This window comes from Klebsiella sp. 64 (genome assembly GCF_018223915.1).
Classification (GTDB): Bacteria; Pseudomonadota; Gammaproteobacteria; order Enterobacterales; family Enterobacteriaceae; genus Klebsiella; species Klebsiella pneumoniae.
Map to the genome: position 1 here is coordinate 168,417 of NZ_JAGRQZ010000025.1, position 15,015 is coordinate 183,431.

Sequence of the window (15,015 nt, forward strand, 5' to 3'; positions counted from 1 at the left end):
ACGCCTACTCACGCCAGGGTTCGCCCAGGGTAAGCATCAGGCGGTTGGCCCAGGCGAAAAAGGCCGCGGACTGCAGCAGATCCAGCTGGGCCAGAGTATCTAAGCCCTGCTCATCAAGCGCCGCCAGATGATCGGCGTTTAACGCGGGTGGCGTCACCGATAGCGCGGCGGCGTCGATTTCCGCCTGCCAGCGCGGCGATTGCCCATCGCGTAGATCCTCTCCCGGCGTCACCGCCAGCAGCGTGTCGACGGCGGTCTCGTCCTTCGCCAGCTGCGCCGCTTTGCGGGCATGCACCGAGGCGCAGTAGATACAGCCGTTGATTTTACTGGCGACCGTGGCGGCCAGCTCGCGTTCGGCGCGCGGCAATCCTCCCGCGGTATAGAAAATGCCCCTATCGGTCAGGGTCCGCTGCTCCAGCACCGGCTGGTTGCGCGCCAGCAGGCGAAAGTAGGGGGAGTCGCTATGGCCATATTTGGCCAGAATCGCCTGTTCTTCAGCGTTGAATTCCTCCAGCGGTTTATCGGCCAGCCAGGGTTCCCAGTGCAGCTCGTCGCGGGTGAAGCGAACCGGGGCCGCTTTGCCGCTCTGCGCGTACGGGGTGGTATGCCAGTATCCGGCGACCAGCGGCGTACCTGCGCTGACGATGGGCTTATGGTTGAGCGCCCGCAGGCCCAGCAGCAGTCGGCTCTGGAAGCTGACAAAGGCTACCAGCTGCGCCAGGGTGACGATGCCCCGCAGGCTCCAGCCCGCGCCGGTTAAGGTGTGCAGCGCGCCGGGAGTGGCTTCAACGGGGGTGAAGGTGAGCAGGCGGGCAAAGGCCAGCGCCGGGACCAGACGATCGGTGGTCGGATCGGCGAGGCCGAAACCGGCATAGTGCGCCGCAAGCGCGTCCGCCTGGTGCAGTTTCGCCACCTTCGCGGCCACCGCGAAGCGTTCATCAAGAGGAAAGTCAGCGTCCTGCTGGCGGAACAGCACTTCATAACTTCCCTGGGCGTGACGGGTGGCGGCATCGCGGACGGCGCGCGCCTGATCGAGCGGGGAACCGGGGGCGATCTCCGCCAGTTCGGCCAGAATATCCTGACTCAGCGTCATGGGGACTCCTTATCTGATGTGGGGGGCAATATGCTGAGCGATCAGCTCAATGGAACGCAGCGTATCCCGGTGCGAAGGCTCGACCGAGTGCACCTGAAACGAAATATCGGTGGCGCGGGCCAGCACGCTGTCCTGCGCCAGGGAGGCAATAACATGCTCAGGATCGCCAACGTGGGCATCAAGCTGTTGCAGATAGTCGGTGACACTGTCACCTTCTATCGTATGACCCGCCGCCCGGTGCTGAGTTGCCTGCTTGCGCAGACCGGGCTCGGCGACCTGCAGGGCGTGGGCGTGACTGTCGGCGACGAAGGCGGTGCGCGAGGCGAGGATCCGCGGCGCAACGCCGTCCGGCAGCGCCGCCAGGTAGGCGTCAATGATCGGGTTCTGAATGGCGTCCAGCGGCAGACGTGGCTCGCCGGGTGGCCGTGGCTGGGTGCGGGACAGCATCAGCCCGTGTCCCGCCTGACCGGCGCGGATGGTGCCCTCCGCAGAGAAGGTGGCGATCCAGATACGCTCCGCCAACTGCGGCGCCGGCGGATAGAGACGGTTGTCCGGGTGGCTCAGCGTGTCGCCGCGCCAGGCGCTATGGATCAGGTGCAGATGGTCGGCAAACGCCGCCCCGCGCTGCTCGCTGGTCAGGCCGAAGGGCAGAAACGAGGTTGGCGTGCCGCCGGAGCCAAAACCCACCTCCAGACGTCCGTCGGTGAGTAAATCCAGTACCGCCGCGTCTTCGGCGACGCGCAGCGGATTTTCCATCGGCAAGGTGATAATCGCCGTACCGAGGCGGATCCGGTCGGTCTGCGCCGCGACGTGGGCGAGAAACACCAGCGGCGAAGGCAGGCCGCCTTCCTGTTCATGAAAATGGTGCTGGGCAATCCATGCGCTGTCGAAGCCCAAACGCTCCGCGTGGCGGATCTGTTCGGCCGCCAGCCGGTAGCGCGTTTGCGCGGAGCCCTGATCGAGCAGACGGGTAAAAAAACCGAGGCGTTTTGGCATTATGCGTTCTCCGTGTGGGCCTGTGCTAAGCGGGAGAAAACCTGGGGAATGGCGGCGATCAGTTCGCGGGTGTAGGCCTGCTGCGGGGCGGCGAACAGGCGGTTTACGTCGCCATGCTCCACCACCTGGCCGGCGCGCAGCACCGTGACGCTGTCGGCGATCCGCCTGACCGTCGCCAGATCGTGGGTAATGAACAGGTAGCTCAGTCCCAGCTGCTGCTGTAGCTGCTGCAGCAGGGCGAGGATCTGCGCCTGAACGGTGACGTCGAGCGCCGAAGTCGCTTCGTCAAGGACCAGTATCGCCGGCTCGAGGATCAGCGCCCGGGCAATCGCCACCCGCTGGCGCTGGCCGCCGGAAAGCTCCCGCGGCGTACGCGACAGCAGCTCGGGGGCCAGGGCCACCCGGGCGGCAACGCTCTCCACACGCTGGCGACGCGTCGCCGCGCTGAGGCGCTCAAAGTTTTTTAACGGCTCTTCGATAATCGCAAACAGCGTCTGGCGCGGGTCGAGCGAAGCGAAGGGGTTCTGGTAGACAAACTGGATCTTGCGCCGCAGCTGACGCTGTGCCTCGCGGCTGAGATGCCCGGCGTCGATACCGTCGATGGTGACCTGTCCGGCGTCGGCGCGCTCAAAGCCCAGCAGGATCCGCGCCAGGGTGGTTTTCCCGGAGCCGGATTCGCCCACCAGCGCATGGGTGCTGCCGCGTCTGACCTCAAAGCTGACGCTGTCGAGCGCCTGCAGCGCCTGTTTGCCCAGCGAGAAGCGTTTGCTGATCCCCTCCACGCGAATGGCCGGCGTGGCCAGCGGCCGGTGACGCGCCGCCGTCAGCCCCAACGGCGCATCCAGCAGGTCGTGGAGCAGCTGGCGGGTGTAAGGATGCTGTGGACGCTGGACAATCGTCTCGGTGGCGCCTTGTTCCTGAATCTCTCCCTGGCGAAACACCATGATCCGGTCGGCGCGTTCGGCGGCCAGCGCCAGATCGTGGGTGACAAACAGCACGGCGGTACCCGACTCGCGACGCAGGATATCGAGCAGGTCGAGAATGCGCTTCTGCACCGTGACGTCGAGGGCGCTGGTGGGCTCGTCAGCAATAATCAGATCCGGCTGCAGGGCAATGGCGATGGCTATCAGCACCCGCTGTTTCATCCCGCCAGACAGCTGATGCGGATACTGGTCAAAACGCTGTTCCGGGTGGCTGAGACCGACTTTAGCGAGCAGGTTAAGAACCTGCTGTCGGCGCTCAGCGGCGGAGAGGGACTGATGCAGCCGCAGGATCTCTTCCACCTGCTGACCAATGGTTTTTACCGGGTTGAGCGAATTACCGGGATCCTGCGGGACCAGGCTGATGCTCACTCCGCGCAGGCGGTTCAGGCGTTTATCCGATCAGTCGCTAATCACTTCGCCATTGAGGACAATCCGCCCGGCATCCCGGCGGGCATTATCCGCCAGCAGGCCGATAATGGCCTGCGCGGTGGTGGTTTTCCCCGAGCCGGATTCTCCGACGAAGGCCAGCATTTCGCCGCGCTGGATGGAAAAGCTGATGTTGTGCACCACCTCGCGCCATTCGCCCCGCGAGCGGTAGCTGATGCGTAGATCTTCAACGGACAAAACGGTCATGGGCGTGCTCCACTCCACTGGCGGCTAAGACGATTGGCGGCAAGGACCACGGCGACCACGGCGAGGCCGGGGAAGGTGGTCAGCCACCAGGCGGTTGACAGGTAATTGCGACCTTCGGCGATCAGTAGTCCCCACTCCGGGACCGGCGGCGGAGTGCCGTAGCCGAGGAAGCTGAGGGTGGCCAGGGCCAACATCGCCTGACCGAACTGCAGCGTCGCGAAAGCAAGCACCGCAGTGAGCGAGTTGGGCAGAATATGGCGCCAGAAGACGGCGAAAAAAGTGCCGCCGCTGCCCCGGGCCGCCTCGACGTAATCGCTGTGGCGCACGCGCACCACTTCTGCTCGCGCCAGGCGCGCGAAGCTGGCGATAGCCGCGACGCCAACCGCCACCGCCGCATTTACCGTGCCGAAACCCAGCAGAATAATCACCGTGAGCTGCAGCAGCAGGGAGGGGATAGCCAGCAGGACATCGACCAGGCGCATGATGGTGGATTCCACGCGTCCGGCCAGCGCCCCGGCGAGGGTGCCAAGGGCGGTACCCACCACCAGGCCGATGGCGACGGCGATCAGCGCCGCCGACAGGGAATGCACCGCGCCGTAAACCACCCGCGTCCACAGGTCGCGCCCCAGCTGGTCGGTACCCAGCCAGTAGTGCGCCTGCGGCGCCAGGCGCTGAGCGCCGGGGATCCCCTCCAGCGGGTTAGAGGAGGTAAACCACTGTGGGGCAATGGCCATTAACAGGGCGGCGATCATCACCGCCCACGCCAGCCACAGGCCAGGCTGCAGGCGCACTCTACGCCACTCCGGGCGGCGGCGAACCGCGATGGTATAGTCGACCAGGCTCATTTCGCACCTCCGGTCTGTAAATGGAGTCGGGGGTCCAGTCGCGGCATGACCAGGTCGACCAGCAGGTTGATCAGGACGAAACCGAGGGCGGAGATCATCACCACCGCCTGTAGTACGGCGATATCCTGGTTATTGACCGCCTGCTGGGTCAGCTGGCCGAGGCCGCTGCGGCCGAAGACGGTCTCGGTGATCAGCGCCCCGGCAATCAGTTCGCCGAGCAGCAGCCCGGCAATATTCAGCGCCGGCAGCAGGGCATTCCCCATCACATGGCGCCAGAGGACGCCCGTTTCGCTCATGCCCTTGGCGCGGGCGACCGCGACGAAGGGCTGAACCGCCACCTGATCCATGCTGCGCATCAGGATCTGCGCCAGTGGGGCGGAAATGGGCAGTGCGATGGCGATAACCGGTAAAATCAGTCCTTCCAGTGGGCCGGGGTTGATCACCGGGATCCAGCGCAACTGAAACGAGAAGAGCTGGATCAGGGCGATACCCAACCAAAAGGTAGGTAGAGAGATAAACAGCACCGGTAGCGACTGCAGAAAATTGCTCAGCCAGCGCAGCCCCGGCAGCCGCGAAGCGAAAGCGAGGGCGAACGCCAGCGCCACGGCCAGCAGGAAGGCCGGCAGCGCGAGGCTTAAGGTATCCGGCAGGTTGCTGGCAATCAGACTGCTGACCGCCAGACCCGCCTGCAGGGAATAGCCGAAGTCGCCGTGCAGCATCGCCAGCAGCGTGTGCAGGTACTGGCGCCACAGCGGGCTATCGGCGCCGTAGGCCAGCCGCATCTCCGCAATTTGCGCCGGGCTCAGGCCAAGGTCCGGGTTCTGAAACTTGATCAGCACCGCATCCCCCGGCAGGACCTGCAGCAGGAAAAAGGTGAGGGTAAAGGCCGCCCACAGGACCAGCAGCCCCTGGCCGAATCGTCGCAGAAGATAAGCGCTCATAACCGGCCTCTTAGTGCTTGTCCAGCCACGCGCCGTAGAACGACGGACGACCGACGGCCTCGAAGCTGACGCCTTTGACCCACGGCGCGCCGGCGAACACCTGCGGCTCTTCGAAAATAGGGATCACATAGGCGTTATCGATCAGATAGCGCTGGGCGTCACCGGTTAACTGCAAGCGCTGCTGCGGCTCAACCGCCGCGGAGATGCCGGTCAGCAGGTCATTGAGCTTATCATCGCGGAAGCGCTGCACTTTATCGCTGGAGCCGCCTTTCTGCAGCAGCGCATCGCGGTTGTTGGGGAAGAACATACTTTTCACCACATCCGGGTCGGCGCGGCCCACTTCTGAGACGGTGAGCGGGGTTTTCTGCGGGTCGAGGTTATCCAGCGTACGGCTACCGGCATCCCCGGCTTTGACCGTCAACGCCACACCCACCTGGCGCCACTGCTGGGCGATCAGCTGCAGCACTTCCTTATTTTGCGGCTGCGGCAGCGACTCATAGACGGTCAGCGCCAGCCGCTGACCGTCTTTGCTGCGAATACCGTCGGCGGCGGGCTTCCAGCCGGCGTCATCCAGCAACTGCCGGGCTTTGGCCTGGTCGAAGGTGAGTTTATCGCTGAGATTGACATAGCCGGCGGCAGAGCTGGCCAGCACGGAGGTGGCTTGCGGGTAGTTAGCGGAGAATAGCGTCTCCACCACCTGCCTGGCGTTGGTGGCATGGAGCAGGGCCTGACGCACCCGCAGGTCGGCGACCAGTGGGTTATCCGGGCGGAAGCTCAGACTGTCGTTGACCCCGCGGGTAGGGGCAGCGTAGATCTTAAATCCCTGATCGGTAGCCTGCTTTTCATCGTAGGCCTGCACCTGGCGAATAAAGCCCGCCTGACCTGCCAGCAGCGCGCCGATACGCACGCTGTCTTCCGGCGTCACAATATAGGTGATGCCGTCGAGGTTAGCGGGCCCCTGCTGGGCAATGTTTTTCGGCCCCCACTGGTAATCCTTGCGCGCCACCAGCGTCAGCTCGCGGCCTGGTTTTTCATCCTGCACGACGAAGGGGCCGGAGCCGATAATATGTCGGGCATCGCCCAGCTCTTCAAAATTACGCTGCAGGGTGCTGAGAGATACCAGACCGGAGCCGATGGTGGCGGTTCCCTGCAGGAAGCCCGGCGACGGCTTGTTGAAGTAGAATTTTACCGTCAGCGGGTCGATCACTTCGCTGCGCTGGTAGTTATTGATGACCTCCGAGACGGGCAGACGATGGGCTTTATCTCCCAGACCATAGGTATCGAAGTTTTTGGCGACGGCGGCGGCGTCCAGCGGTGTGCCATCTGAGAAAGTGACCCCTTTGCGCAGGTGGAAAGTGTACTCGGTTTTATCGGCATTGCTGGTCCAGCTCTCGGCGATCCACGGCTCAATCTCCAGCGTTTTCGGGTTCTGCCAGGTGAGCTTGTCGGTTATCTGATTGAGAATCCCGCCATTCGGGTAAAATCCGCCGGCGGGCGGATAGAGATTGGTGTGCGGTTGCTGCTCCAGATAAATTAAGGTGCCGCCTTTAACCGGCGTGTCGGCGGCCCAGACGGAAAAGGCGCCGGTGAGAAACAGCGCGGCCAGCGCGGGCAGGCGAAAATGACGATGCATGGTGAATTCCTTTGTTATCTATTGTGTTGCCATCATCGGGCGCGGCTAAAAACAAAGGAACCAAGGAATTGCGCTAAGCATTTGCGGAAATTGCATTTACTTCCCGGGTTGGGAAGCGAGAGGACGTGCCTGGGGGATCGCCTCTCCCGGACGGGAGAGGCGCGGGTGATTAGCTACGCAGATCGATAACCATACGGCCGCGGATCTGACCTTGCTCCATCTCTTTGAAGATAGCGTTGATATCTTCCAGCGGACGCAGGGTGACTTTCGGCACCACTTTGCCTTCGGCGGCAAACTGAAAGGCTTCCACCAGATCCTGACGGGTGCCGACCAGCGAACCGACCACTTCGATGCCGTCCAGCACCAGACGCGGAATATCGAGGCTCATCGCCTCCGGCGGCAGGCCCACCGCGACCACGCGGCCACCGGCGCGAACGGCATCCACCGCCGAGTTAAAGGCCGCTTTAGCCACCGCGGTTACTACCGCAGCGTGGGCGCCGCCGGTTTTTTCCTGAATCACTTTCGCCGCATCTTCATTGCGGGAGTTGATGGTCAGGTCGGCGCCCATCGAGGCCGCCAGCTCCAGCTGTCCGTCGTTGACGTCGATAGCGATCACTTTGGCGTTAAACACATTCTTCGCATACTGCAGCGCCAGGTTACCCAGCCCGCCGAGGCCGTAGATGGCGATCCACTGGCCCGGTTTGATGTGGGAGACCTTGACCGCTTTGTAGGTGGTGACGCCCGCGCAGGTGATGCTGCTGGCGGCGGCGGAGTCGAGGCCGTCCGGAACTTTTACCGCGTAGTTGGCGGTGACGATGCACTCCTCCGCCATGCCGCCATCGACGGTATAGCCGGCGTTTTTCACCGAGCGGCAGAGCGTCTCGTTGCCGCTGTTACAGTAATCGCAGTGGCCGCAGCCTTCGAAGAACCACGCCACGCTGGCGCGGTCGCCCGGCTTCAGGGAGGTGACGCCCGGGCCGACTTTTTGTACCACCCCGATCCCTTCATGGCCGAGAATGACGCCGGTTTTATCGCCAAAATCGCCGTTTTTCACGTGCAGGTCAGTATGACACACGCCGCAGCATTCCATTTTCAACAGCGCTTCGCCGTATTCCAGCGGGCGCAGCGTTTTTTCCGTGACGTTAACCTGATGGTCGTGGGTAACAACAGCTGCCTTCATGCCTGTCTCCTTGTGGGGGAATTGATTAACTTAATTAATGCAATAGTACCCAATAAGGATTAGACGCTGAGCGGTAAAATACAAGGCGCTTAGTACAGAATGTGGCTTTTTGCTACAGGGATAGCACAAAATTCAGACAACATCGCTATATTTGGTAGGTAATAATATTGACGCTGAATGGTCATGTTTTTGTCATCACTCGAATCTATTGTTTTGCGCATCAATTTCTTATAACAACAGAGTGATACAACAATGCATCTGGTAAAAACCATCCTCACCGCCGGTCTGCTTTTGTCCGCCGCCGCCCAGGCCCACAATGTGCTGGAATTTCCCCAGCCGGAAAACAACCCGGAAGAATTTTACGCCGTCACTGAGATCCCGACGGGCGGGATCATTAAGTACGAAACCGATGCTAAAACGGGGTTTATCGTCGCCGACCGCTTTCAGTCGATGCCGGTGGCCTACCCGGCGAACTACGGCTCGCTGACCCAGTCGCTGGCCGGGGATGGCGACCCGCTGGACGTGGTGTTTTATACCCGCGCGCCGATGGCCCCGGGCACGCTGATTAAGCTGCGGGCAATTGGTGTGCTGAAGATGATAGACGGCGGTGAGAAAGACGACAAAATCATCGCCGTACCGGCCAGTAAAATTGACCCGACCTACGACGACATCAAGACCATCTCCGATCTGCCGAAAATAGAACAGCAGCGGCTGGAGGCCTTCTTCCGGGTCTATAAAGAACTGCCGGAGGGGCGTAAAAAGGTCGAGCTGGCCGGCTTTAATGACGCCGCGGCCGCGAAGCAGGAGATCAAATCGGCCTAGGAGGCCTGGAAGGCGAAGAACCCGCAATAATATTCATCGCGGGCGCTGTCCGGCGCCTGCGGCATTCGCTTTCACGATCCCTATGGCGGCAAAATCACACGTCACACGACAACGCTTATCCCACCATATTGCATCTTGACGCAGGATGAAGGTGATGGTTGTATTGTACAACCATTTCATTTTCTGGACCCGCCGCTATGCCTGATACCCCCTTAATCCAACAGATTCGTACCGCCTCGCGGTTAATGGTGCGCGAGCTGGGCTTTATGAGCACCACGCTGGCCGCCACCCATTATTCACCTTCGGCGGTGCACACCCTGCTTGAGGTATCGATGAGGGGGGAGATGACGGCCGCGCAGCTGGTCACGTTGCTGGGACTGGAAAAATCAAGCGTCAGCCGGATGGTCTCTCGTCTGCTGGCGGCTGGTGAGCTGGAGGAGCGTCCTTGCGCGGAGGATGCGCGCGCGAAATCACTCGCCCTGACGGCAAAGGGGCACGATACGGTGGCGAAAATTAACGCCTGGGGTACCCGTCAGGTGGTGGAGGCGTTAGACCATCTGGATGAGACGCAGCAGCAAACTGTCGCCACTGGACTGGCGGCCTATGCCCGGGCGCTGGCGCAGTGTCGGGATAGCGCGCTCGCGGATACGGCTCCGCAAATTTCGTTGATGACCGGCTACCAGCCGGGGATGATCGGCCGGATAGCCCAGATGCACGGGGAGTATTACGCCCGTCATCATGACTTTGGCGCTTTTTTTGAAGGCAAGGTCGCCAGCGGCGTAGCGGAATTTGCCACCCGGCTCTCCTCCCCGGCCAACCAGATCTGGCTGGCGATCCGCGAAGGGAAAATCGTCGGCTCGCTGGCTATCGATGGCGAGGACCTCGGCCAGCAGGAGGCGCATTTGCGCTGGTTCATTCTCGATGACAGCTGCCGGGGAAGCGGCATTGGCAGGCGGCTCCTCAGCGAGGCGATGGCTTTCTGCGATAGTCGCCAGTTTAGCGCGGTGCAGCTGTGGACCTTTAAAGGGCTGGACGCGGCCCGCAAACTGTATGAATCCTTTGGCTTCACTTTAATCCGCGAATGGCAGGGGGAGCAGTGGGGAAAGGTAATGACCGAGCAACAATTTACCCGGTCCGGAAACACCGGCTAAGGGCGTGGCGCCTTAGCCGGTGGGGGGACATGGAGATTACGTCAGTTGGTTAAGCAGGCGGGCAATCTCCTCTTGCCACTGTGCCTGCAGTGACGGCTTTTGATGTTTTGGCTTGCGGGCCATTTCGTCAGCCAGCCACTGCTCCAGGTCAATCAGCCGCGCCAGCAGCGCCTCCTCATCATCGTCAGCCCCGGCGGGTGTACTTTGCAAAGCGATCCGACTGTCCGGGGCGGGCGCCACGGCCTGCAGACGGGCATAGACCTCCTCCAGGCTGTGCCACTCCGTTAGCCCGGCGCTGTCAATCAGCCAGAAGCGGTTACAGCTTTCGCTAATCAGCTGGCGGTCATGACTGACCAGCAGCACGCCGCCGGGGTAATCACGCAGCGTCTGCGCCAGCGCCGCTTTACCCTCCATATCAAGATGGTTGGTGGGTTCATCCAGCAGCAGCAGACTGTAGCGCGCCAGCGACAGGCCAACGAACAGCAGCCGCGATCGCTCGCCGCCGCTGAGGATGCTGACCTTCTGTCTATGTCTCGCCCAGCCAAACCCGGCGGCGATCAGCGCCCGTTTACGGGTGTCCGCCGACGGGGCAAACGGCGTCAGGGCCTCGAGCAGGCTGGCCTCGTCCGGCAACTGCGCCAGCGTCTGGTCATAGTAGCCGGGGGGCAACCGGGGATGCAGGCGCAGCCCCGGGAGAGGCGATGCCTTGTTCATCTGCTGCCACAGCAGGCGCAGCAGGGACGATTTGCCGCCGCCATTACGTCCCATGATGGCCACGCGATCGCCGCTGCGCAGGCGCGCCACGCCGGTGGTGAAGAGGGATGGCTGACCCGGCGCGGGCGAGACGGGAAGGGTGTCCATCTCCAAAAGGCGGTCGGCCGGCAGGGCGTCCCCCTGTAACACCAGGCGCCACGGCGGGCCGACGCTGAGCTCGGTCTGCTCGTCTTTCAGGCGGGCGACCTGCTTCTCCATCTGTTTGGCTTTGCGGGCGAGATCTTCATTGTCATAGACCCGACCCCAGGTGGCCAGCCGCCGGGCGCTGGCGCTGACCCGGTCGATCTCTTTTTGCTCCGCCTTATGACGTAACGCGGCGCTTTCATCCTGCTCCTGCAGTGCCTGACGGGCAGCGCTGCAGGGCAAGGCGAAGCAATGTAGCGTCTGGTCACGGAGGATCCAACTCGCATTAGTTACAGCATCCAGTAAGGTGTTGTCGTGTGACACCAGTACAAAGCTCCCCTGCCAGGTTTGCAGGAAGCTTTCCAGCCACAGCAGGGTGGGCAGATCGAGATGGTTGCCCGGCTCATCCAACAAGAGCAGATCAGGCTGGCGGATCAGCGCCCGGGCCAGCAGCAGACGCGTGTGCTGGCCGCCACTCAGGGTGGCGGTCTGCTGCTCCATCACCGCCGGGGTAAAGCCCATCTGCGCCAGCAGGCGCTCGGCCAGCCAGCGCTGTGCTTCCCGCGCGTCGGCGGGTAATGGGGCCAGCACCGCCTGCAGCAGCGACTGCGTATGCAGCGCCTCCGGCAGATGCTGTTCAACGCGGGCCATCAGACACTGACCGGCGAGCGAGACGCTGCCCGAGGTGGGCGCGAGGGTGCCGTCCAGCACTTGCAGCAGGGTGCTTTTGCCGCAACCGTTATGGCCGATGAGACCGATCCGGTCGCCTTTCTTCAGGGTGAAGGAGAGGGAGTTAAACAGCGGCCCAAAAGCCGTCTCCACGTGGAGCGCATGGGCAGTTAGTAATGTACTCATAGTCAACTTACTCAAGAGTTACAGGCATGCAAATGCCTCGTCAAAACTCGCTGACGATAACCCGGTAAGCCGGAGAGAAGGGATTGCGTGAAGGGTCTTCGCTCAAGCCATAGTTATCGCAGCACGATACCGATAACGCTTGAGCTGGCGCAATTGCCTAAGGCATGTGAAACAATAAACATTTCACAATACAGCATGGGGGGCCTCCTTTTTTATTCAGTAAGTGGATGGGTGATGGCAGTGTAGTGGGGAAAGGGAAAGCGCGCCAGTGACAAAACTGGCAGGGGGCCCCGCCAGCTGTCACCTGCGCCGCCTTTGTCTACGATGCCGGGTTGGCGCAGAGGGCTTATGTGTTTGCCAGAACATGGTTGCAGAACCATTTTTTTGCTGGCTCATTTACGGTGCCTCCACAGGGACGGTGGCGATCGGGCGGGCAATCATGATTGCCGTTTCACTGAGCGCATTCAGATCGCTTACCTGAGTACACTGGCGGGCCATGACCTGCGGATCGCCGTCCGGAAACCAGCCCTCATTGAATGACAGGGTGTAAAACTGGGTATGCCGCTTGACTTCACAGCGCCAGGCGCGGCCAAGATTGTTTCTGTCGATAAGCCAGCGGGGATCTTTCGCTTCAACAAAAATTTCATATTTAGAGGGTTGAGTGACATGTCGATCTGAATTAGTTTTGCTCCAGAAAATGGCAGTGTAAGAAATGTTGTGTTTACCGTACTGAATACTGGCATCCCGACCCGGGGTGACCTCCGGGTGGAGGAAAATAAATATCCCGGCGGCAATCAGTACCATCAGCGGTAATATAGGATGCTGTATCGGCCGCCAGGGGATTTTACGTACCGCCAACAGCCAGACCAGGGTAATAATAAACACGTAGAGCAGAGCGAAGAAAAATTTACTCGGTTCATAGATGACGACATCCACCAGATCGCCGGTGGCGGGCTGATACTGTTCCGCCCGCGGGGTGAGCATCCACATATCGCCGCTGAAGAGGCACATTCCGGTGATGATGGCGATACCTCCGATAAGAAACAAGACAATACGGATCAGAATCGCATTCGCTTTATTCGCGCCAGGGGTTAATTTTAGCATTTCACATTCCGTTGTGAGGGGGTGAGAAACAACTATTTTGCACAGCGGAGGGCGCGCGGCAAATGCTATCCGTTTTATATTTTTACGATGAATGTATATAGGCGGAAAAAACGTTTCTGTGGCGGGAGGTATTATTCTGACGTTATTAAAAACCGGGCCGATATGTCGACCCGGTGAGCGTGATTAAATCGAGGTGCGGCGATAATTGCGATATTCCGGTAGCCAGAAATTATCGCTGATCGCTTGCAGCAGCGCTTCAGCGGAAGTTTTCACCGCCACGCCTTGCTCCTGGGCCACCTTGCCGACCGCGAAGGCAATTGCCCGTGAGACGGTCTGGATATCCTTCAGCTCCGGCAGCACCGGACCTTCGCCGTTGTTGACCAGCGGCGAGTGCTGCGCCAGGGTTTCGCTGGCAGCCATCAGCATCTCGTCGGTGACCCGCGACGCGCCGGAGGCGATCACCCCCAGTCCAATACCCGGGAAGATATAGGAGTTATTGCACTGGGCGATGGGATACTGCTTGCCTTTCACGGTAACCGGGGAGAATGGACTGCCGGTGGCGACCAGCGCCTCGCCGTCGGTCCAGCTCAGGATATTCTGCGGCGTCGCTTCCACCCGTGAGGTTGGGTTGGAGAGCGGCATCACGATCGGCCGCGGGCAGTGCTTGTGCATCTCGCGGATAATCTCTTCCGTGAACAGTCCCGGCTGACCCGAGACGCCGATCAGGATGTTCGGCTTCACGTTGCGCACTACTTCCAGCAGGGACAGCGCCTCGCTGGTGGTATCCCAGCTCTGCAGCTGCTCACGCTTTTGCACCAGCTTGTTCTGGAACGGTAGCAGATTAGGCATGCCGTCGGTTAACAGGCCGAAGCGGTCAACCATAAACACGCGCTGGCGGGCCTCTTCTTCGCTGAGTCCTTCGCGGACGATCTGGGCGATAATCTGTTCAGCGATACCGCAGCCGGCCGAACCCGCGCCGAGAAAGACGATTTTTTGCTCGCTCAGCTGGCTTCCGGCGCCGCGGCTGGCGGCGATCAGCGTCCCGACGGTCACCGCCGCGGTGCCCTGAATATCGTCGTTAAACGAGCAGATTTCATTGCGGTAGCGGTTGAGCAGCGGCATGGCGTTCTTTTGCGCAAAATCTTCAAACTGCAGCAGCACGTCCGGCCAGCGGGCCTTAATCGCCTGGATCACGTCGTCAACGAACTGATAGTACTCGTCGTCGGTAATGCGTGGGTGGCGCCAGCCCATATACAGCGGATCGTCGAGCAGCTGCTGGTTGTTTGTTCCGACGTCCAGCACGATTGGCAGGGTGTAAGCCGGGCTGATGCCGCCGCAGGTGGTGTACAGCGACAGTTTACCGATCGGGATCCCCATTCCGCCGATTCCCTGGTCGCCGAGGCCGAGAATGCGCTCGCCATCGGTGACCACAATCACTTTCACGTTGTGGTTCGGGACGTTCTGCAGGATGTCGTCAAGGTTATGGCGATTCTGGTAGGAGATAAAGACGCCGCGGGCGCGACGATAGATCTCGGAGAACCGTTCGCAGGCCGCGCCTACCGTCGGGGTATAGATAACCGGCATCATCTCTTCAAGGTGGTTGCCGATCAGGCGATAAAACAGGGTTTCGTTGGTGTCCTGGATGTTACGCAGATAAATATGTTTGTCGATTTCAGTTTTGAATCCCTGATACTGGATCCAGGCGCGTTCCGCTTGCTCTTCGATAGTTTCAACCACTTCCGGCAGCAGGCCGAGCAGGTTGAAATTGCTGCGCTCTTCCATACTGAAGGCGCTTCCCTTGTTGAGCAGGGGGAATTCAAGCAGAACGGGACCCGCGTAGGGGATGTACAGGGAACGGTTTTTCTTATGGGTAAATTGCATC

10 protein-coding genes and 4 pseudogenes are annotated in these 15,015 nt (G+C 61.0%); 3 read left to right on the forward strand and 11 right to left on the reverse strand.

The window, feature by feature from the left end:
• Positions 1–4 precede the first annotated feature (4 nt).
• From KHQ23_RS17765 to adhP, 7 genes and pseudogenes are all read right to left on the reverse strand, one after another.
• Positions 5–1,093, reverse strand: coding sequence for an alkylhydroperoxidase domain protein (locus KHQ23_RS17765; RefSeq protein WP_211776857.1), 1,089 nt, complete (start codon positions 1,091–1,093; stop codon positions 5–7).
• A gap of 9 nt (positions 1,094–1,102) precedes the next feature.
• A complete protein-coding gene (locus tag KHQ23_RS17770) occupies positions 1,103–2,089 on the reverse strand; it encodes a putative FMN-dependent luciferase-like monooxygenase (RefSeq protein WP_073553695.1) in 987 nt (328 codons plus the stop codon).
• Positions 2,089–3,705 (reverse strand): annotated as a pseudogene (locus KHQ23_RS17775) (dipeptide ABC transporter ATP-binding protein). The gene KHQ23_RS17770 and the pseudogene KHQ23_RS17775 overlap by 1 nt, the downstream one beginning before the upstream one ends.
• Positions 3,702–4,550, reverse strand: a complete 849-nt coding sequence (locus tag KHQ23_RS17780; RefSeq protein ID WP_004180077.1) for an ABC transporter permease — start codon at positions 4,548–4,550, stop codon at positions 3,702–3,704. Before KHQ23_RS17780 ends, KHQ23_RS17775 begins: the two are co-directional and overlap by 4 nt.
• The gene (locus tag KHQ23_RS17785) at positions 4,547–5,491 is read right to left on the reverse strand and encodes an ABC transporter permease (RefSeq protein WP_211776856.1); all 945 of its coding nucleotides are present in this window, start codon (positions 5,489–5,491) and stop codon (positions 4,547–4,549) included. Before KHQ23_RS17785 ends, KHQ23_RS17780 begins: the two co-directional genes overlap by 4 nt.
• A 10-nt stretch (positions 5,492–5,501) precedes the next feature.
• Positions 5,502–7,124: a TIGR04028 family ABC transporter substrate-binding protein gene (locus tag KHQ23_RS17790; RefSeq protein ID WP_002906226.1), complete on the reverse strand. Its 1,623-nt coding sequence runs from the start codon at positions 7,122–7,124 to the stop codon at positions 5,502–5,504.
• A gap of 169 nt (positions 7,125–7,293) precedes the next feature.
• Positions 7,294–8,304: an alcohol dehydrogenase AdhP gene (gene adhP / locus KHQ23_RS17795; protein ID WP_002906221.1), complete on the reverse strand. Its 1,011-nt coding sequence runs from the start codon at positions 8,302–8,304 to the stop codon at positions 7,294–7,296.
• Positions 8,305–8,556: 252 nt separating this feature from the next.
• Between adhP and KHQ23_RS17800 the strand changes: the two genes are divergently transcribed.
• Both KHQ23_RS17800 and KHQ23_RS26355 read left to right on the forward strand, forming a co-directional pair.
• The gene (locus KHQ23_RS17800) at positions 8,557–9,126 is read left to right on the forward strand and encodes an inorganic diphosphatase (protein ID WP_047694722.1); all 570 of its coding nucleotides are present in this window, start codon (positions 8,557–8,559) and stop codon (positions 9,124–9,126) included.
• 266 nt (positions 9,127–9,392) lie between these two features.
• Positions 9,393–9,608: pseudogene (locus tag KHQ23_RS26355) on the forward strand (MarR family transcriptional regulator); the annotation flags it as partial.
• Positions 9,609–9,869: 261 nt separating this feature from the next.
• Here the strand turns inward: KHQ23_RS26355 and KHQ23_RS26360 are convergent.
• Positions 9,870–10,028 (reverse strand): annotated as a pseudogene (locus KHQ23_RS26360) (hypothetical protein); the annotation flags it as partial.
• Here KHQ23_RS26360 and KHQ23_RS26365 point away from each other — a divergent pair.
• Positions 9,951–10,277, forward strand: a pseudogene (locus KHQ23_RS26365) (GNAT family N-acetyltransferase); the annotation flags it as partial. The pseudogenes KHQ23_RS26360 and KHQ23_RS26365 sit on opposite strands and share 78 nt — an antisense overlap.
• A gap of 36 nt (positions 10,278–10,313) precedes the next feature.
• On the opposite strand, the gene KHQ23_RS17810 reads toward KHQ23_RS26365, so the two are convergent.
• The 3 genes from KHQ23_RS17810 to KHQ23_RS17820 all read right to left on the reverse strand — a co-directional run bounded on the left by KHQ23_RS17810 (position 10,314) and on the right by KHQ23_RS17820 (position 15,014).
• Positions 10,314–12,029, reverse strand: coding sequence for an ABC-F family ATP-binding cassette domain-containing protein (locus KHQ23_RS17810; protein ID WP_211776855.1), 1,716 nt, complete (start codon positions 12,027–12,029; stop codon positions 10,314–10,316).
• A gap of 396 nt (positions 12,030–12,425) precedes the next feature.
• Positions 12,426–13,133: a hypothetical protein gene (locus KHQ23_RS17815; protein WP_004214036.1), complete on the reverse strand. Its 708-nt coding sequence runs from the start codon at positions 13,131–13,133 to the stop codon at positions 12,426–12,428.
• 183 nt (positions 13,134–13,316) lie between these two features.
• Positions 13,317–15,014 carry an NAD-dependent malic enzyme gene (locus KHQ23_RS17820; RefSeq protein ID WP_004200028.1) on the reverse strand — a complete coding sequence of 566 codons (1,698 nt, stop codon included), beginning with the start codon at positions 15,012–15,014 and terminating at the stop codon, positions 13,317–13,319.
• Position 15,015: the final 1 nt, after the last annotated feature.